The 15334-nt window shown below is 71.9% G+C and carries 19 protein-coding genes and 1 pseudogene; 15 read left to right on the top strand and 5 right to left on the bottom strand.

Annotated features, from left to right (window positions below):
• The 11 genes and pseudogenes from ACTHMF_RS06170 to lysS all read left to right on the top strand — a co-directional run.
• A pseudogene (locus tag ACTHMF_RS06170) lies at positions 1-1023 on the top strand (ATP-dependent zinc metalloprotease FtsH); the annotation flags it as partial.
• Positions 1024-1035: 12 nt separating this feature from the next.
• Positions 1036-1611 carry a GTP cyclohydrolase I FolE gene (folE, locus tag ACTHMF_RS06165; RefSeq protein WP_440316718.1) on the top strand — a complete coding sequence of 192 codons (576 nt, stop codon included), beginning with the start codon at positions 1036-1038 and terminating at the stop codon, positions 1609-1611.
• On the top strand, positions 1608-2411 hold the full coding sequence (folP, locus tag ACTHMF_RS06160; protein WP_440316717.1) for a dihydropteroate synthase: 804 nt from the start codon (positions 1608-1610) through the stop codon (positions 2409-2411). Before folE ends, folP begins: the two co-directional genes overlap by 4 nt.
• On the top strand, positions 2404-2787 hold the full coding sequence (folB, locus tag ACTHMF_RS06155; RefSeq protein ID WP_440316716.1) for a dihydroneopterin aldolase: 384 nt from the start codon (positions 2404-2406) through the stop codon (positions 2785-2787). The genes folP and folB overlap by 8 nt, the downstream gene beginning before the upstream one ends.
• 20 nt (positions 2788-2807) lie before the next feature.
• Entirely contained in the window at positions 2808-3320 is a 513-nt protein-coding gene (folK, locus tag ACTHMF_RS06150) for a 2-amino-4-hydroxy-6-hydroxymethyldihydropteridine diphosphokinase (RefSeq protein WP_440316720.1), read from the top strand.
• On the top strand, positions 3317-3796 hold the full coding sequence (locus tag ACTHMF_RS06145; protein WP_440316715.1) for a DUF3180 domain-containing protein: 480 nt from the start codon (positions 3317-3319) through the stop codon (positions 3794-3796). Before folK ends, ACTHMF_RS06145 begins: the two co-directional genes overlap by 4 nt.
• Positions 3780-4265, top strand: a complete 486-nt coding sequence (locus ACTHMF_RS06140; protein WP_314146506.1) for a PH domain-containing protein — start codon at positions 3780-3782, stop codon at positions 4263-4265. Before ACTHMF_RS06145 ends, ACTHMF_RS06140 begins: the two co-directional genes overlap by 17 nt.
• Positions 4262-5911 carry a PH domain-containing protein gene (locus tag ACTHMF_RS06135; RefSeq protein WP_440316714.1) on the top strand — a complete coding sequence of 550 codons (1650 nt, stop codon included), beginning with the start codon at positions 4262-4264 and terminating at the stop codon, positions 5909-5911. Before ACTHMF_RS06140 ends, ACTHMF_RS06135 begins: the two co-directional genes overlap by 4 nt.
• A complete protein-coding gene (locus ACTHMF_RS06130; protein WP_440316713.1) occupies positions 5908-6693 on the top strand; it encodes a DUF2520 domain-containing protein in 786 nt (261 codons plus the stop codon). Before ACTHMF_RS06135 ends, ACTHMF_RS06130 begins: the two co-directional genes overlap by 4 nt.
• 48 nt (positions 6694-6741) lie before the next feature.
• A complete protein-coding gene (gene panC, locus ACTHMF_RS06125; RefSeq protein ID WP_440316712.1) occupies positions 6742-7617 on the top strand; it encodes a pantoate--beta-alanine ligase in 876 nt (291 codons plus the stop codon).
• 34 nt (positions 7618-7651) lie between these two features.
• Entirely contained in the window at positions 7652-9166 is a 1515-nt protein-coding gene (gene lysS / locus ACTHMF_RS06120; RefSeq protein WP_314146502.1) for a lysine--tRNA ligase, read from the top strand.
• Positions 9167-9180: 14 nt separating this feature from the next.
• On the opposite strand, the gene ACTHMF_RS06115 is transcribed toward lysS, so the two are convergent.
• Positions 9181-9975 (bottom strand): cytochrome c oxidase assembly protein, encoded by a 795-nt coding sequence (locus tag ACTHMF_RS06115; protein ID WP_440316719.1) that lies wholly within the window; start codon positions 9973-9975, stop codon positions 9181-9183.
• A gap of 131 nt (positions 9976-10106) precedes the next feature.
• Here ACTHMF_RS06115 and ACTHMF_RS06110 point away from each other — a divergent pair, with 131 nt between their 5' ends.
• Positions 10107-10280, top strand: a complete 174-nt coding sequence (locus ACTHMF_RS06110; RefSeq protein WP_314146501.1) for a hypothetical protein — start codon at positions 10107-10109, stop codon at positions 10278-10280.
• 143 nt (positions 10281-10423) lie between these two features.
• Complete coding sequence (cls, locus tag ACTHMF_RS06105) at positions 10424-11872, top strand: cardiolipin synthase (protein ID WP_314146500.1); 1449 nt, start codon at positions 10424-10426, stop codon at positions 11870-11872.
• 20 nt (positions 11873-11892) lie between these two features.
• Here cls and ACTHMF_RS06100 read toward each other — a convergent pair whose 3' ends face one another.
• Positions 11893-12876, bottom strand: a complete 984-nt coding sequence (locus tag ACTHMF_RS06100) for a pirin family protein (protein WP_440316711.1) — start codon at positions 12874-12876, stop codon at positions 11893-11895.
• A 57-nt stretch (positions 12877-12933) separates the two neighbouring features.
• Between ACTHMF_RS06100 and ACTHMF_RS06095 the strand changes: the two genes are divergently transcribed.
• Positions 12934-13353, top strand: coding sequence for a hypothetical protein (locus tag ACTHMF_RS06095; protein ID WP_440316710.1), 420 nt, complete (start codon positions 12934-12936; stop codon positions 13351-13353).
• A gap of 8 nt (positions 13354-13361) precedes the next feature.
• Here ACTHMF_RS06095 and ACTHMF_RS06090 read toward each other — a convergent pair whose 3' ends face one another.
• The 3 genes from ACTHMF_RS06090 to ACTHMF_RS06080 form a co-directional block, all read right to left on the bottom strand.
• Positions 13362-13796: a VOC family protein gene (locus tag ACTHMF_RS06090; protein ID WP_440316709.1), complete on the bottom strand. Its 435-nt coding sequence runs from the start codon at positions 13794-13796 to the stop codon at positions 13362-13364.
• A 136-nt stretch (positions 13797-13932) separates the two neighbouring features.
• Positions 13933-14157, bottom strand: a complete 225-nt coding sequence (locus ACTHMF_RS06085; protein WP_314146496.1) for a helix-turn-helix domain-containing protein — start codon at positions 14155-14157, stop codon at positions 13933-13935.
• Positions 14157-14777, bottom strand: coding sequence for a hypothetical protein (locus ACTHMF_RS06080; RefSeq protein WP_440316708.1), 621 nt, complete (start codon positions 14775-14777; stop codon positions 14157-14159). Before ACTHMF_RS06080 ends, ACTHMF_RS06085 begins: the two co-directional genes overlap by 1 nt.
• Positions 14778-14948: 171 nt before the next feature.
• On the opposite strand from ACTHMF_RS06080, the gene ACTHMF_RS06075 reads away from it, so the two are divergent.
• Positions 14949-15334: Clp protease N-terminal domain-containing protein (locus ACTHMF_RS06075; protein ID WP_440316707.1), on the top strand; the 386-nt coding region annotated here is incomplete at its 3' end.

Here is a 15334-nt window from a genome sequence, read left to right as displayed (position 1 = left end):
CAGATCGGCGTGGACGCGCCCGACCTGCTCGGCCGCAAGAAGATCCTCGAGGTGCACGGCCGCGGCAAGCCGCTCGCCGCCTCCGTCGACCTGGAGGTGCTGGCCCGCAAGACGCCCGGCTTCACCGGCGCCGACCTGGCGAACGTGCTCAACGAGGCCGCTCTGCTCACCGCGCGCTCCAACGCGCAGCTGATCGACAACCGCGCCCTGGACGAGGCCGTCGACCGCGTGATCGCCGGTCCGCAGAAGCGCACGCGCGTGATGAAGGACCAGGAGAAGCTGATCACGGCCTACCACGAGGGCGGACACGCGCTCGCGGCGGCGGCCATGCGGCACACCGACCCGGTGACCAAGATCACCATCCTTCCGCGCGGTCGCGCCCTCGGCTACACGATGGTGATGCCGCTGGAGGACAAGTACTCGGTCACCCGCAACGAGCTGCTCGACCAGCTGACGTACGCCATGGGCGGCCGCGTCGCGGAGGAGATCGTCTTCCACGACCCGACCACCGGCGCCTCCAACGACATCGAGAAGGCCACGTCGATCGCCCGCAAGATGGTCACCGAGTACGGCATGAGCGCCGACATCGGCTCCGTCAAGCTCGGCCAGGCGAACGGCGAGATGTTCCTCGGCCGCGACATGGGTCACCAGCGCGACTACTCGGAGCGGATCGCCGAGCGCGTCGACTCCGAGGTGCGCGAGCTCATCGAGAAGGCGCACGACGAGGCGTGGGAGGTGCTCAACGAGAACCGGGCGATCCTGGACCGACTCGCCGCGGCCCTGCTCGAGCACGAGACCCTCGACCACAACCAGATCGCCGAGATCTTCGCCGACGTGAAGAAGCTGGACGAGCGCCCGCAGTGGCTTTCCAGCGACAAGCGGCCGATCTCGGACCTGCCCCCGATCGAGTTTCCCAAGGCTCCGATCGACGCCGGTGCGGTCGACGGAGGCGTCGACTCCGAGCCGCCGTCGTCGAAGCCGAAGCGCTCGCCCGCCATCAAGCCGCGGCCGGCGACCGCTTAGGTCGCGCGCCGCATGACCGGTTTCGATCGCGCACGCATCGAGGCGGCCGTCGCCGAGATCCTCGCCGCCATCGGCGAGGATCCGTCGCGTCCGGGGCTGAGGCAGACCCCGTCCCGGGTCGCCGACGCCTACGAGGAGTTCTTCGCCGGCGTCGGCGCGGACGCCGCGGCCGAGCTGGGCGACCCGGTCCCGCTGGAGGGCGGAACGGCCGAGACGGTCATCCTGCGCGACATCCGGTTCCGCTCGGTGTGCGAGCACCACCTGCTGCCGTTCCTCGGCGTCGCGCACGTCGCGTACCTGCCGGGCGAGACGGTGGTGGGGCTCGGCCGCATCCCGCGCGTCATCGAGACGCTCGCCGCGCGCCCGCAGCTGCAGGAGCGGCTGACGGAGCAGATCGCGGACACGGTCGAGTCCGGCGCGCACGCCAGGGGAGTCCTGGTGGTGCTGGACGCGGCGCACAGCTGCGTGACCAGCCGCGGCGCCCGGCAGACGGACGCGACGACCGTGACCATCGCCGCCAGGGGCGCCTTCGCCGACCCTGCGGCGCGCGCCGAGCTGGTGACGCTGATCGGGCGAGGCATCGCGTGACCCTGATCATGGGCGTCCTCAACGTGACGCCGGACTCGTTCAGCGACGGCGGCCTCTGGCTGGAGGCGGACGCGGCCGTCGAGCACGCCCTTCTGCTGGTCGAGCAGGGCGCGGACATCATCGACGTCGGCGGCGAGTCGACCCGTCCCGGCGCGCTCCGCGTCGACCCGGCCGAGGAGCGCGAGCGGGTCGTCCCCGTCATCCGCCGGCTCGCCGAGCAGGGCGTCACGGTCAGCGTCGACACCATGAACGGCTCGACCGCGCGAGCGGCTGCGGATGCCGGCGCCGCGATCATCAACGACGTCTCCGGCGGCCTCGCCGACCCGGGGATGCCGGGCGCCGTGCTGGACACCGGCCTGCAGTACGTGGTGATGCACTGGCGCGGCCAGCTCGACGCCGCCGACTCGCACGCGGTCTACACCGACACCGTCGCCGAGGTGCGCTCCGAGCTCTCGGCGCGTGTCACCGACCTGCTGGAGCGGGGCGTCGACCCGGCCAAGCTCATACTCGACCCCGGCCTCGGCTTCTCCAAGACCGCGTCGCACAACTGGCAGGTGCTCGCCGGGCTGCACGAGGTGGAGACGCTCGGTTACCCCGTGCTGATCGGCGCCTCCCGCAAGCGCTTCCTCGGCGCGCTGCTGCCCGACGGCGCCCCGGTCACCGACCGGGACGCACCGACCGCTGTCATCTCGGCCCTCGCCGCGACGGCCGGGGTCTGGGCGGTGCGCGTGCACGATGTGGCGTCCACGCGGCTCGCCCTGGATGTCGTGCGGGCATGGCAAGCTGGATCCGATGACTGACCACGGACGCCACGGGGGCGACACCCTCATCCTCACCGGGCTGCGCGTGCGCGCCAACCACGGCGTCTTCGACTTCGAACGCGAGAACGGCCAGGACTTCCTCATCGACGTGACCGCGTGGCTCGATCTGTCGCCGTCCGCCGCCGGCGACGACCTGTCGCGCACCGTGCACTACGGCGAACTGGCGGTCGAGATCGCCGACGCCGTCCGCCGCGACCCCGTCGACCTGATCGAGACCGTCGCCGAGCGGATCGCGGGCATCGTGCTCGCGCACCCGCCGGTCGACGCGGTCGAGGTGACGGTGCACAAGCCGGACGCCCCGATCCCGGAGCCGTTCGAGGACGTCGCAGTGCGCATCCTGCGGAGGCGGTCGTGACCGCCGCGCGGCCCGAGCGGATGCGCGTCGGCGTGCCCGCCGTGCTCGCGTTCGGCAGCAACCTCGGCGACCGCCAGGCGACCATCCGCGCAGCGCTGGACGCGATCGGCGCCGACGCCGGGGTCGAGCTCGGCGCGGTGTCGCCGCTGTACGAGACGCCGGCGCTCAAGCCGGACGGCATCTCCGCGGAGGCGCCCGCCTACCTGAACGCCGTCGCGCTGATCCGCACCGTGCTCGACCCGCTCGCGCTGCTCGCGCTCGTGAACAGGGTCGAGGACGACCTCGGCCGCGTGCGCGAGGAGCGCTGGGGCGACCGCACCATCGACATCGACATCGTCGACTACGACGGGATGGTCTCCGACGACCCGCGCGTCACACTGCCGCATCCGCGCGCCCACGAGCGCGCATTCGTGCTGGTGCCGTGGCTCGACGTCGACCCGGCGGCGGTGCTCGCCGGCCGCGGTCCCGTCGCCGGTCTCGCCGCGCAGGCGAGCGATCCCGTCACGCGCTACGCGGGGGAGGGCGGACGGTGAACCGCACCCGCGCCACCACGCTGATCGGCCTCGGCGTCGTCGGCCTCGTCGTCGGCTTCCTCGGCGAGCTCGCCGCCGCCGGGATGGGCCTCGCCGTCTTCATCCCGCCGCTCACGCTCCCGATCACGCTGGTCGCGGTCGCGGTGATCATCGTCGCGTTCGCGGTCCCGATCCGGCGCGCGGTGCGCGGCCGCAGCTCGCGCCGCATCGACCCGTTCCAGGCGACCAGGATCGTCGTGCTCGCCAAGGCCTGCAGCCTGAGCGGCGCGCTGCTGGTCGGTGCGGGCGCCGGCATCCTCGCCTACCTGCTGACCAGGGACGTCCTGCCGGCCGGGAACGCCGTGCTGCTCACGGCCCTGGGACTGGCGGGCGCCGTCATCCTGCTCGTCGCCGGGCTGGTCGCCGAGTCGTTCTGCGCCCTGCCGCCCGCCGACGACAAGGACTCGGAGGAGACCGGCGATGCCCGATCGGATTGACCTCGCGGTCGGCGAGTGGAACCGGGTCTCGCCGAAGTATGTGGTGGTCGTGATCGTCGGCACGGTGACCACCGGGATCGTGCTGGCGGCGGCGTCGCTGTTCCTCTGGCTGGTCGCCGGGTGGAGCTGGGGATGGCTGCTGCTGGCGGTCGTGGCCGTCGTCACTGCGATCTCGCTCGTCATCGCCCAGCGGCGGACGCGGTCGATCGGCTACCGGCTGCGGGACGACGACCTGCTGTTCCGTCGCGGCATCATGTTCCAGCGCTTCGTCTCCGTGCCGTACGGCAGGATGCAGCTCATCGACATCACCCGCGGCCCGGTCGGGCGGATGCTGGGCCTCGCCGACCTCAAGTTCGTGACGGCCGCCGCGTCCACCGGCGTCGTCGTCCCGGGGCTTCCGGAGCCGGAGGCCGCGGCGCTCCGCGACCGGCTCGTCGAGCTGGCGGAGAGCCGCCGGGCGGGACTGTGACCGGCACGCCGACGCCGGGTGGACCGACCCCGGGCGGCGCGCTCCCCGGCGGCCCGCTCTCGCCCGCCGAGCGCGCAGCGGAGCGGTTCACCGACGGCGAGTGGCACCGCCTGCACCCGGCGACCCCGCTGCTGCGCGGCGGCATCGTCTTCATCGCGGTGCTCGGGTTCGTGCTCTCCAACCTGCGCGAGCGGATCGTCAGCTTCTTCGTCGGCGCCCCCGACTTCGGCGGCGACCCGCTCGACGAGATCTACAACCGCGGCTGGGAGGGCTGGGCGCTGCTCGCGCTCGCGGTCGTGCTGCTGGTCTGCCTCGGAGCGTTCTACCTGTCCTGGCGGATGCACAGCTTCCGGATCACCGGCGACGCCGTGGAGGTGCGCAGCGGCATCCTGTTCCGCACCCAGCGCAAGGCGCGGCTGGACCGCATCCAGGGCATCAACATCGTGCGCCCACTGCTGGCGCGGATCTTCGGCGCGGCGAAGCTGGACATCTCGGTTGCCGGGCACGACGCGAACGTGCAGCTGGCCTACCTCGGCTCCGTGCTCGCGGACGGCCTGCGCTCGGACGTGCTGCGCCTGGCCTCCGGCGTCCGCGCCGAGGAGGCGGCGGCCGCGCCGTCCGCTGCGGCGCCGCAGACCCGCGCCGGGCAGGTGGGCGAGTTCGTCACGCAGCGGGTGACCGACTTCCTCGCGCCGGAGCTCGACCCGAACGCGGCCCCGCCGGAATCGGTCGTGAAGATCCCGCCGCTGCGGCTGTTCGGCTCGCTGCTGCTCAGCGGCTTCACCGTCTTCCTGCTGGTCATCGTCGGACTGCTGATCTACGGGGCATCGGCCGGGGCGCCGTGGCTGCTCATCGTCGTGCTGCCCGGCCTCATCGGCTCGGCGAGCTTCTACATCAACCGGTTCACCAAGTCGCTGCGCTACTCGATCGCGGGCACCCCGGACGGTGTCCGCGTCGGCTTCGGTCTGCTCAGCACGTCCAACGAGACGCTGCCGCCCGGCCGCATCCACGCGGTCGAGGTGCTGCAGCCGCTGCTCTGGCGGCCGTTCGGCTGGTGGCAGATCCGCATCGACACGGCAGGGCACTCGCGCGAGAAGGGCGCGGCGGGGCAGCCGAACACCACGATGCTCCCGGTCGGCGACGCCGCCGACGTCGCGCGCGTGCTCGCACTGGTGATGCCGGGGATGTTCGCCGCGGGCGACCCGGCGGCCGACGAGCACCGCGCCGCGATCGAAGCCGGGATGACCTCCCGGGGGCGCGACGACTTCACCGGCAGCCCGAAGCGCGCCGCCTGGCTGCGGCCGCTGTCGTGGCAGCGCACCGGGTTCCGGATGGTCGACGGCGCCGTGCTGCTGCGGCGCGGGTTCGTCTGGCGCAGCCTCGCCGTCGTCCCGCTGGCCCGGCTGCAGAGCCTGGAGCTGGAGCAGGGCCCGATCGAGCGGATGCTCGGGCTGGCCGAGGCGCGCTTCCACACGGTCAGCGGTCCGGTCCGGCCGCGGCTCGGCGCGATCGACGCCGCCACCGGCGTCCGGCTGTTCGAGACCGTCTCGGCGCGCGCGGTGCAGGCCGCAGCGTCGGACCGCAGCCACCGCTGGGGTGCGCCGAGGCCGGCGTCCCACCCCGAACCGACGGAGGAGTCCTCGTGAGCACACCGCCCCGCCGATCCGGACGGCTCGGGCTCGGCGTCGTCGGCGCCGGGCACGTCGGCCCCGTGCTGGGAGCGGCGCTCGCCGGAGCCGGGCACGCCGTCGTCGGCATCTCCGCCGTGTCCGAGGCGAGCAGGGAGCGTGCGGAGGCCCTGCTCCCGCAGGCACCGATCCTCGACGTGCCGACCCTGGTCGAGCGCAGCGAGCTGGTCATCGTCGCCGTGCCGGACGCCGAGCTGCCAGGGCTCGTCTCCGGCCTCGCCGCGACCGGCACCTGGCAGCCCGGCCAGATCGTGCTGCACACCGCCCCCGGGCACGGGATCGGCGTGCTGCAGCCCGCGGCGGCGGCGGGCGCGATTCCGCTCGCCGTGCACCCGGCCCTGGAGTTCACCGGGACCAGCCTCGACCTCGCCCGGCTCGCAGAGAGCTACTTCGCGGTGACCGCGCCCGCCCCCGTGCTGCCGATCGCGCAGGCGCTCGTGGTGGAGATGGGCGGCGAGCCGGTGGTCGTGGAGGAGAAGGACCGCGCGGCGTACGCGGAGGCGATCGCCACCGCGACAGCGTTCTCGCGCTCGATCGTGGAGCAGTCGACGGGCATCCTCGCCGGCATCGGCGTCGAGAACCCCGGCTCGTTCCTCAGCTCCCTCGTCCGCTCCGCCGTCGACAACGCGCTCACGCGCGCGGGCGCGACGGGGCGGCTGGATGTGGGCGACGTGCTCGACGCGCTCGGCGAGGACGAGGACGGCGACGACCCGCACGGCTGGTACCTGCGCGGCGAGTAGCCTGGTCCGTGGCCTCCCTCCGAGGCCGCCCCCAGCGAGAGGACCCAGATGCCCGAGGTCGTGACCACCATCGCCGAGCTGCGGGAGCGCGTGAGCGCCGCCCGCCGGTCGGCGGCGCTCGACGGACCGGCCGACGCTCCGGCGGGACGCGTGGTGCTGGTGCCGACGATGGGCGCGCTGCACGCCGGCCACCTCGGCCTCGCCGCGCGCGCCAGGGACCTCGGCGGCCTCGTCGTCGTCTCGATCTTCGTGAACCCCTTGCAGTTCGGCCCGAACGAGGACCTCGACCGCTACCCGCGCACGCTGGACGCGGACGTGGCGGCGCTGGAGGGCCTCGCCGACCTGGTGTTCGCCCCGACCGCCGCCGAGATGTACCCGCAGGGCGCGTCGTCCACGCGGGTCACCGCGGGCGAGGTCGGCGGCCTCTACGAAGGCGCGTCCCGTCCCGGCCACTTCGACGGGATGCTGACCGTCGTCTCCAAGCTGTTCAACATCGTCCAGCCCGACGTCGCGGTCTTCGGCCAGAAGGATGCGCAGCAGGTGCACCTGGTCGGCCGGATGGTCGAGGACCTGAACCTGCCGGTCACGATCGCCGTCGTCGACACCGTCCGCGAGCCGGACGGCCTCGCGCTCTCCAGCCGCAACCGCTACCTGGACCGCGAGGAGCGGACCGCCGCGCTCGCCCTCTCCGCTGCGCTCGCCGCCGGCGCCGCCGCCGCGCCGGACGGGGTCGAGGCGGCCAGGGCCGCCGCCCTGGCGCGCGTGCAGGCCGAGCCAGTCGTTAAGCTGGACTATCTCGTGATCGTCGATCCGGACACCTTCCGGGAGGCCGCGGCCGACCACACGGGCCCCGCGCTCATGCTGATCGCCGCCCGCGTCGGAGGGACGCGCCTGATCGACAACGAGCGGATCACGCTCCCCTGACCCACGCCAGCACCCGCCGAAACGGAAGACCACAATGACCGAAGCGCCTCCCACCTCCCCCGAGCTCACCGACGAGGAGATCAGCGAGCAGAAGGCGGTCCGGCTCGGCAAGCGCGAGCGGCTCATCGCCGCCGCGGACGACGCGGGCGGCGGCGCGTACCCGGTCCAGGTTCCGGTCACCACCACCATTCCGGCTGTGCGCGAGGCGTGGGGGCACCTGGCGGCCGACGAGGCGTCCGGTGAGACGGTCGGCGTCGCGGGACGCGTCGTGCACCTGCGCAACACCGGCAAGCTGTGCTTCGCCGCGCTGCAGTCCGGCGACGGCTCGCGCATCCAGGCGATGGTCTCCCTCGCCGAGGTCGGCGAGGAGTCGCTGGCCCGCTGGAAGGAGTTCGTGGACCTCGGCGACCACGTGTTCGTCTCCGGCGAGGTCATCTCCAGCCGCCGCGGCGAGCTGTCGATAATGGTGCGCGGCTGGGAGATCGCGGCCAAGGCGCTGCTGCCCCTCCCGAACCTGCACAACGAGCTGAGCGAGGAGACGCGCGTCCGCTCGCGCTACCTCGACCTGATCGCCCGTGACCAGGCGCGCAAGACCGTGCTCGACCGCGCCGCCGCGGTCGCGAGCCTGCGGAAGACCTTCGCCGACGAGCGGTTCGTCGAGGTGGAGACGCCGATGCTGCAGGTGATGCACGGCGGCGCCTCGGCCCGCCCGTTCGTCACGCACTCCAACGCGTTCGACACCGAGCTGTACCTGCGCATCGCGCCCGAGCTGTACCTCAAGCGCGCCGTCGTCGGCGGCATCGACCGGGTGTTCGAGATCAACCGCAACTTCCGCAACGAGGGCGCGGACTCCACGCACTCGCCGGAGTTCGCCATGCTCGAGGCGTACCAGGCCTACGGCGACTACAACTCGATCGCCGACCTCACCCAGAAGCTCATCCAGAACGCCGCGATCGCGGTGTCCGGCTCGCACGTGGTCACCTGGGCGGACGGCACCGCGTACGACCTCGGCGGCGACTGGGACCGCATCCGGATGTACGACTCGCTCTCCGAGGCGATCGGCGAGGAGATCACCCCGCAGACGCCCATCGAGCGGCTGCGCGCGCTCGCCGCGGACGCCGGCATCGAGATCGAGCACCCGCTGCCGGGCAAGTACGTGGAGGAGCTCTGGGAGCACCACGTGAAGTCCGGCCTCGTGCGTCCCACGTTCGTGATGGACTTCCCGGTGGACACCAGCCCGCTCGTGCGCGCGCACCGCTCGCGCGAGGGCGTCGTGGAGAAGTGGGACCTGTACACGCGCGGCTTCGAGCTGGCGACCGGCTACTCCGAGCTGGTGGACCCGGTCGTGCAGCGCGAGCGCTTCGTGGAGCAGGCGCGCCTCGCGGCCGCCGGCGACGACGAGGCGATGCGCCTGGACGAGGAGTTCCTCCGCGCGCTCGAGTTCGGCATGCCGCCCACCGGCGGCATGGGCATGGGCATCGACCGCCTGCTGATGGCGCTGACCGGCCTCGGCATCCGCGAGACCATCCTGTTCCCGCTCGTGAAGTAGCGCGGCCGCCCGCGTCAGCCCCGGCGTTCGAGGTGGGCGCGGGTGAGCGCCGCCATCTCCTCGTCGCTGAGCTCGTCCAGCTGCTTGCCCTCGCGCCGGTCCAGGCGCATCCAGCGGACGAACAGGATGATCAGCACCGGCACGTCGGCGATCTCGGCGATGAACCACAGCAGGTCGCCGGAGAGGTGCTGGTCGTGCAGCGCCGTCGGGAACCAGAACGGCATCCTGCCGATGATCGCCGGGGCGTGGTCGAGGACGCCGTCGTTCAGGCGCAGCAGCAGCCCGGGGATCGCGTCCAGGATCATCGCGACGAACGCGAGCAGGAACTCGACCGTGATGAAGAAGCTCGTGCGGACCACCGAGTGCGCCGCGATCGGCAGCACCATCACGAGGCCCGCGATCGGCACCAGCACCGAGATGGTCCACTCCGACCACGGGCTGTCCCGCAGGATGGCCGCGACCGGCGTCAGGAAGATCATGAACGCGACGCACGCGAACGCCGTCGCGAAGATCGCGTTGCCGAACAGCTTCACCGGCCGGGAGCGCAGGAAGCGGTCGGCGCGCTCCCGCCCGGCAGTGCCGAGCGCGACGCGCGCGAGAGCGACCGGGCGCCCCAGGCTCACGAGCCCGGGGACCACGAACAGCAGGAGCGCGATCCGCGTCGTGAACGCCCAGCGCAGGTCGGTGCTCTCCGCGCCGAGGAAACCGAACGAGACGACGGCGTACGAGCCGAGCCCGAGCAGCAGGAACGCCGCGGTCAGCCGCAGCGGCCAGCGATGGCCGTGCGCGCGCAGCCGGGCGACGCCGATCAGGTAGAGCGCGGCCGCCGCGACGAGCAGGACGGCGGCGGCGGGGTCGAACGACCAGGTGCTGAGGGCGACGGCGAGAGGGGGCGTGAGGGGACTCCGTTCCCAGGTGGGCGGGTTACCATTATCCCGCTATGGGTGAAATCATCGGCGGAATCGTCTGGTCGCTCGCCCCGACCGTACTGGTCGGCCTGATCTTCTGGCTGATCATGCGCAAGATCGTGCACGCCGACCGCACCGAGCGGAAGGTGTACGCCCGCATGGAGGCCGAGGAGCGCGCCCGCCGCGGGCTCGCGCCCAAGGCCTGACCGCAGCCGCCGCGCGTCCCGCGGCACCCGGTCCGCGAGGCGGTGCTGCCCAGGACTCGCCCGCTTCGCTACGGTAGCTCTGTGGGCGGGAGCCGCCGTCCCCGATCCGGACGGCAGCGGAGGGCGCATTGGACGCAGGATTCATGACCACGGCCATCGTGGTCTTCCTGCTCCTCGTCGACTTCGTCATCCGTGTCATCGCGATCATCGTGGTACCGCGGAACCGCAAGCCCACCTCCGCGACCGCCTGGCTGCTCGCGATCTTCTTCATCCCGTACATCGGCGTCCTGTTCTTCCTGCTGATCGGCTCCTACAAGCTGCCGAAGTCGCGACGGGCGAAGCAGGACGAGATCAACCGGTTCATCATCGACAGCACGGAGGGCATCGAGCGCGTCCGGCGCGACCACCCGTGGCCGCCGTGGCTGGAGTCCGTCGTCTCGCTCAACCGGAACCTCGGCGCGATGCCGCTGGTCGGCGGCAACCGGGCGACGCTGAACGGCGACTACGCCGCCTCCCTCGCCGCGATGACCGCGGAGATCGACGCCGCCCGCCGGTACGTGCACGTCGAGTTCTACATCCTCACGCTCGACGCGACGACCAAGCCGTTCTTCGACGCGATGGAGGCGGCGGTCAAGCGCGGCGTCGTCGTCCGGGTGCTGCTCGACCACATCGCCTCCCGGCGCACCCCCGACTACAAGCGCACGATCGCACGGCTGACCGCGATGGGCGCGAAGTGGCACCTGATGCTGCCGGTCCTGCCGTTCCAGGGCAAGTACCAGCGGCCGGACCTGCGCAACCACCGCAAGCTGCTGATCGTGGACGGCCGGGTGGCGTTCATGGGCTCGCAGAACGTGATCGACCGCAGCTACAACAAGAAGTCGAACATCCGGCGCGGGCTCAAGTGGAAGGAGCTCATCGTCCGGCTGGAGGGACCGATCGTCGCCGGTCTGAACGCGATCTTCATCACCGACTGGTACTCGGAGACGGACGAGCTGCTGCGCCGCGAGACCGAGCCGATCACGGACGACATCGACCCCGAGGAGCTGGATGCGCAGGTCGTGCCGTCCGGACCGGGGTTCGCCGGCGAGAACAACCTCCGGCTGTTCCTCGCGCTGCTCTACTACGCGCAGGAGCGCATCGTCATCACCTCCCCCTACTTCGTGCCGGACGAGTCGATGCTCACCGCGATCACGACCGCGACCCAGCGCGGCATCGCGGTGGACCTGTTCGTGTCCGAGATCGGCGACCAGGCCCTCGTCTACCACGCGCAGCGCTCGTACTACGAGGTGCTGCTGCGCGCCGGCGTGCGGATCTGGATGTACAAGGCGCCGTACATCCTGCACGCCAAGCACTTCACGATCGACGACGACGTCGCGGTGATCGGGTCGAGCAACATGGACATGCGCTCGTTCCAGCTGAACATGGAGGTCTCGCTGATGGTGCGCGGCCGATCGTTCGTGGAGGCGATGCGCGCGGTCGAGGACGGCTACCGCAGGGACAGTCGCGAGCTGACCCTCGACGAGTGGATGCGCCAGCCCCTCCGCTCCACGGTCCTGGACAACCTCGCCCGCCTCACCTCCGCCCTGCAGTAGAGCGCGCCGTCGCGGGCGTGTCAGGAGCGGGGCTTGAGGCGGACGGTGGGGAGTGCGGGAGCCGGGAGCGGAGCGCCGGCGTAGCCCGCGACGGTGCCGAAGCGGCCGGCGGGGTCCTCGGCGTCGATCACGTCGCGCTGCCACTCGGCGCGCGCGGCGACGACGTCCTCGTGACTGCGGCCGATGAAGTTCCACCACATCACGATCTCCTCGCCGAGCGGCTCGCCGCCGAGCAGCACGAGGCGCGCGTCCGAGGCCCCGGAGGCCGTCACGCGCACCGCCTCGCGGCCGGGGCAGAGGTAGGCCAGGTGCGCACGCGGGACAGGCGTCCCGGCGATCGTGACCTCGCCCGCGTCCACCAGGATCCCGTGCTCGAAGGCGGTGTCGAGCGGCAGCTCGACGCTCGCGCCCGCCGGCAGCAGCACCTCGGCCCCGACGAGCGGGGAGAACACCGTCGCGTCCGTCCCCGACGCCGCCAGCGCGCCGACGAACGTGCGCACGCTCGCCGCACCGAGCGTCGCCGGGGACGGCGCGTGGTGCTCGAAGAACGGCGCGACGTCGCGGGAGGCGCTCGGCAGCGCGACCCAGAGCTGGACGCCGTGCAGGCGCTCGGTGCCCGGCGTCGACACCTCCGAGTGGCTGATGCCGCGCCCGGCTGTCATCAGGTTGAGCTCGCCCGGCCGCACCAGCGCGTGGCTGCCGACGCTGTCCCTGTGCTCGATCTCGCCCTCGAACAGCCAGGAGACCGTCTGCAGCCCGGTGTGCGGGTGCGGCGGTACGCGCATCCCGCCGGTGGCAGCGACGTCGTCGGGGCCGTAGTGGTCGATGAAGCACCAGCCGCCGATCAGCGACCGCTTCCGCTGCGGCAGCGTGCGGCGGACGGTCATGGCGCGCGGCCCGCCGAGCGGCACCTCGCGCGGCTCCAGGATCTCCACGCCGGCGTCCGCCACCACCACGTCGTCGCCGACGATGACCTCCGCAGGATCGCGCTCCAGGTTGCTCATAGCGGCATCCTAGGACGCCGTCAGGATGCGCGAGGGCCGCGTTCCTAGAATGGTCCCGTGACCCGCGCCGCCCGCCCCCTGTCCGCCACCGCCGCCGTGGCGCTGGCCCTGCTGCTGACCGGCTGCACGCCGTCGCAGACCAAGCCGCTGGAGGACTACGCGGGCGAGCCGAAGGGCGTCGAGGCTCCCCCCAGCAGCGCGGGCGGAGCGTCCTGGGCCACCTGGCTGCAGGACGGCGACCAGTTCGGCATCGTGCTCTACGGCAGCTCGACGTGCCCGCCGAAGGTGCAGTCCATCCGCGTCGCGCAGAGCAACCAGGTGGAGGCGACGCTCGCGCCGGCGCCGGGCGGCGTCTGCACCAAGGACTACTCGCCGCACACCACGGTGTTCGCGACCCCGAAGGGCGTGACCATCACGTCGGACGTGACGATCGTGCTGCCGAGCGGCGACCTGACGCTCCCCGGCCTGCCGGGCTGAGGCCGGCCTCAGTCCTGCAGCGACTGGGCGAGCATCACCAGGATGCCGCTCGGCCCGCGCAGGTAGGTCAGCTTGTAGACGTCGCCGTACGTCGCGACCCCGCGCAGCGGGTGGCAGCCGTGCCTGGCCGCGATCGCGAGCGCCTCGTCGATGTCGTCGACGGAGAAGGCGACCCGGTGCATCCCGATCTCGTTCGGCAGCGTCGGCTCGGTCTCGATGGCGTCCGGGTGGAGGTACTCGAACAGCTCCAGCTGCCCGCCGCCGTCCGGGGTCTGCAGCACCGCGATCTTGGCGTGGTTGCCGTCCAGCCCGACCGCGGTGTCCGCCCATTCGCCGCTGATCGTGTCCCTGCCGAGCACGGTGAGGCCGAGGTCGGTGAAGAAGGCGATGGCCTCGTCGATGTCGCGCACGGCGATGCCGACGTTCTCCAGTCTGATGGTCATGGGCCGCATGCTAGCCCTGCGCGTCCGCCGGCCCGGCCGACGCACGCTGCCCGGCTGACGCACGCTGCCCGGCCACGAGCGGTCGTGACACGCCGTCACGCTCGTCTCGACGCGGCGTGTCGCGACCGGTCACGGCTCACCCCTCGGGTGTGAGCACGAGGAGGTCGCCGATCTCGCACTCGAGAGCGCGGCAGATCGCCACGAGCGTGGAGAAGCGGATCGCCTTGGCACGGTCGTTCTTGAGCACGGAGAGGTTCACGACGCTCACCCCGACCAGCTCCGAGAGCCGCACCACGGTCATCCCGCGTTCGGCGAGCAGCTCGTCGAGGCGGCAGTGGACGCCGGACTCCTCGTCGCCCATCAGACCAGACCCTCGGTGTCGCGTCGCATCCGGTCGCCGACGGTGAACGCCGTGACGACGATGGACGCCGCGAACGCGAGCAGCAGCAGCGGCATCAGCGGGATGGACATGACCGGATTGTCGAACTCGCGGCCGCTGATCCGTGCGAAGGCGCCGTTGGCGACCATGGTGTTCAGCAGGGCGATCGCCGCCCACGTCACCAGCCCGCCGATCGAGACCGCGGCGACCAGTGTCGTGTTCGTGCGCGAGAACAAGCGTCCGCGGAGCACGTTGGCGGCGAGCCAGACGAGGCAGCCGACGATCGCGACCGTGGCGGCCGAAGAGATCAGTTCGCGTGCCATCAGCGCGCCGAACGACGCGAGGGGCAGCTGCGGCGCGGTCACCCAGGCGCTGACCAGCTCCACGTCGCGCATGGCGCCGCCCTGGCCGATCGGGGCCTGGCCGATCGTCCCCGAGAAGTCCGCGAGCACGCGAACGTCCCGGTTCGTCGCGGCCTGGACGATGGTCGTCACCGATTGGGCGACCGACCAGCCGGCGAGCAGGATCCCCGCCGCCATGAAGGCGACGATGGACATACGGTCGCCCGTCGAGGTGCGGAATTCGGTTGCGGTGTTCGTCATGACATCTCCATATCGAATTTCGTTAATATCGACATTCGATACGATTGCAGATGGCGAGCCGGAGCGCAACCCGGGTCACGCCCACGGCGAACAGAGGCGGTACGGACGGGAACCGGTGGTTACTCTCTTTGTATCGGCGCCGACCCTGCAACGGTGTCGCGAGGAGTAGACATGTTCGAGAGATTCACCGACCGAGCCCGCCGGGTGGTCGTCTTGGCCCAGGAAGAGGCCAAGATGCTCAACCACAACTACATCGGAACCGAGCACATCCTGCTCGGCCTCATCCACGAGGGCGAGGGGGTGGCAGCGAAGGCGCTCGAGTCGCTCGGCATCTCGCTGGATGCCGTCCGCGAGCAGGTCCAGGACATCATCGGCCAGGGCCAGCAGCAGCCGACCGGTCACATCCCGTTCACTCCGCGCGCCAAGAAGGTGCTCGAGCTCAGCCTCCGCGAGGCCCTGCAGCTCGGCCACAACTACATCGGCACCGAGCACATCCTGCTCGGCCTGATCCGCGAGGGCGAGGGCGTCGCCGCCCAGGTGCTCGTGAAGCTGGGCGC

Origin of the sequence: Leifsonia sp. (assembly GCF_051955155.1) — a bacterium.
Lineage (GTDB): Bacteria > Actinomycetota > Actinomycetes > Actinomycetales > Microbacteriaceae > Leifsonia.
Note: the sequence above shows the minus strand (reverse complement) of the source record. Positions and strands in the feature narration are given on the sequence as shown.

What these genes read in the sequence shown, in the direction of transcription:
- ACTHMF_RS06100 (WP_440316711.1), bottom strand. Translation starts at nt 12,876, where the DNA reads ATGAGCAACCTGGAGCGCGATCCTGCGGAGGTCATCGTCGGCGACGAC.
- ACTHMF_RS06090 (WP_440316709.1), bottom strand. Translation starts at nt 13,796, where the DNA reads ATGACCATCAGACTGGAGAACGTCGGCATCGCCGTGCGCGACATCGAC.
- lysS (WP_314146502.1), top strand. Translation starts at nt 7,652, where the DNA reads ATGACCGAAGCGCCTCCCACCTCCCCCGAGCTCACCGACGAGGAGATC.
- panC (WP_440316712.1), top strand. Translation starts at nt 6,742, where the DNA reads ATGCCCGAGGTCGTGACCACCATCGCCGAGCTGCGGGAGCGCGTGAGC.
- ACTHMF_RS06110 (WP_314146501.1), top strand. Translation starts at nt 10,107, where the DNA reads ATGGGTGAAATCATCGGCGGAATCGTCTGGTCGCTCGCCCCGACCGTA.
- cls (WP_314146500.1), top strand. Translation starts at nt 10,424, where the DNA reads ATGACCACGGCCATCGTGGTCTTCCTGCTCCTCGTCGACTTCGTCATC.
- ACTHMF_RS06085 (WP_314146496.1), bottom strand. Translation starts at nt 14,157, where the DNA reads ATGGGCGACGAGGAGTCCGGCGTCCACTGCCGCCTCGACGAGCTGCTC.
- ACTHMF_RS06080 (WP_440316708.1), bottom strand. Translation starts at nt 14,777, where the DNA reads ATGACGAACACCGCAACCGAATTCCGCACCTCGACGGGCGACCGTATG.
- folK (WP_440316720.1), top strand. Translation starts at nt 2,808, where the DNA reads ATGCGCGTCGGCGTGCCCGCCGTGCTCGCGTTCGGCAGCAACCTCGGC.
- folE (WP_440316718.1), top strand. Translation starts at nt 1,036, where the DNA reads ATGACCGGTTTCGATCGCGCACGCATCGAGGCGGCCGTCGCCGAGATC.
- ACTHMF_RS06140 (WP_314146506.1), top strand. Translation starts at nt 3,780, where the DNA reads ATGCCCGATCGGATTGACCTCGCGGTCGGCGAGTGGAACCGGGTCTCG.
- folB (WP_440316716.1), top strand. Translation starts at nt 2,404, where the DNA reads ATGACTGACCACGGACGCCACGGGGGCGACACCCTCATCCTCACCGGG.